Origin of the sequence: Amycolatopsis thailandensis (assembly GCF_002234405.1) — a bacterium.
Taxonomy (GTDB): domain Bacteria; phylum Actinomycetota; class Actinomycetes; order Mycobacteriales; family Pseudonocardiaceae; genus Amycolatopsis; species Amycolatopsis thailandensis.
In genome coordinates this window covers 1-1709 of sequence record NZ_NMQT01000289.1, presented here as the reverse complement: position 1 = coordinate 1709, position 1709 = coordinate 1, and the positions used below count along the sequence as shown (strand labels likewise).

The following is a 1709-nucleotide window of genomic DNA, read 5'->3' as shown; positions in this document are numbered from 1 at the left end:
CTGGGCGCGGTCGCGCTGTTCGGCGAGAAGTACGGCAACGACGTCCGCGTCGTCGACATGGGCGAGTACTCCCGCGAACTCTGCGGTGGCACCCACGTCGACCGCATCGGCCAGCTCGGCCTGGTGAAGCTGGTGGGCGACTCGTCCATCGGTTCCGGCGTGCACCGGGTCGAGGCGCTGGTCGGCACGGACGCGCTCAAGTACGTCCGCAAGGAGCAGCTGCTCGTTTCGCAGCTCGCGAGCACCTTCAAGGTGCCGTCGGAGCAGCTGCCGTCGCGGATCGACGACGTGCTCACCAGGCTGAAGAACGCCGAGAAGGAGATCGAGCAGCTGCGCACCCAGCAGGTGCTCGGTTCGGCGGGCTCGCTCGCGGACAAGGCCGAGGACATCGGCGGGATCGCGGTCGTCGCGGAGAAACTCGGCGAGGGCGTCGATTCGAACGGTCTGCGCGCGCTGGCCCAGGACATCCGCGGCAGGCTCGGTAACCGTCCAGGCATCGTGGCGCTGTTCGCGCCTCAGGGCGAGAAGGTCGCTTTCGTCGTCGCCACCACGAAGGCGGCGCAGGAGAAGGGCATCGCGGCGGGCAAGCTGGTCCCGTCGTTCGCCGAGGCGATCGGCGGCCGTGGCGGCGGCAAGCCGGACATGGCCCAGGGCGGCGGCACCAACCCGGCCGGGGCCGAGCAGGCCATCGCCTCACTGCGCGCGGCGGTCGCCGAAGTTGGCTGACGACGCCCCTCAGCGGCGCCCGGATCGGCCCGGAGAGTCCGATCCGGGGCGCGGCAGGCGGCTCGGGGTGGATGTCGGATCCGTCCGGGTCGGGATCGCGCTCAGCGATCCCGACCCCATCCTCGCGAGCCCGCTCGTTACCCTCACTCGCGACGTGACTGGCGACAAGGACGTCGACCAGCTCGTCGAACTCGTCACGGAACACGACGTGGTCGAAGTCGTCGTCGGGCTGCCGCGGACGCTCAAGGACCGCCACGGTCCGGCGGCCGAAGCGGCGCTGGACTACGCGGAAAAGGTCGCGGCCAGGATCGCTCCGGTGCCGGTGCGGCTGGCCGACGAGCGGTTGACCACGGTGACGGCATCCAGGATGCTGTCGCAGCGTGGGGTGAAGGGACGCAAGCTTCGTGCCGTCGTCGATCAGGCGGCCGCGGTCGAGATCCTGCAGGCGTGGATCGACGCGGTAGCGGCACATCGCGCACGGAAGGGCGACACATGACCGAGCCCCACGGCCGGCCCGAACGCCGTCAGGGCGGTAGACGACGGTTGCGGGAGCCTGAAGAGGCCAGCCCGCCACCGGCCCCGCCCCGTCGCAGGCCCGAACCCCAGCCGACGGGCCGGCGGCACGTCCGGCAGGAACCCCCCGAGGCCCCGCCCGCGCCGCGTGTACGGCGTTCGGCGGAAGAACCGCCGCCTCGCGCCCGCCGGTCCCCCGAAGAGCCTCCGCGTGCGCGCAGGGCCGACGACGAACCGCGGCCCCGCGCGCAGCGTCCGGCCCCGCAGCGGCGGGCCACCGAACCCGCGGCCCCGCCACCACAACAGCCACCACCGCCTCCCGCACCGCAGCGGCGGTCCCCCCAGCCGGGTGACCGGGGTCTTGGCGTACCCGCCTACGCCCAGGACGAGCCTCCCCGTCCCGGCCGCCGCAGGCGCCGCGAGGACGACGGCCCGCTCCCGGACGAGCGGCCGACCGACATCATTCCCCC

Annotated in this window: 2 protein-coding genes; both read left to right on the top strand. The window is 73.1% G+C overall.

Features of this window, described 5'->3' with window-relative positions; all coding sequences use genetic code 11:
• Positions 1–726: DHHA1 domain-containing protein (locus tag CFP71_RS42370; RefSeq protein WP_244200048.1), on the top strand; the 726-nt coding region annotated here is incomplete at its 5' end.
• Positions 719–1222: a Holliday junction resolvase RuvX gene (gene ruvX / locus CFP71_RS42365; RefSeq protein ID WP_093939450.1), complete on the top strand. Its 504-nt coding sequence runs from the start codon at positions 719–721 to the stop codon at positions 1220–1222. The genes CFP71_RS42370 and ruvX, both read left to right, overlap by 8 nt.
• The last annotated feature ends 487 nt before the right edge of the window (positions 1223–1709 follow it).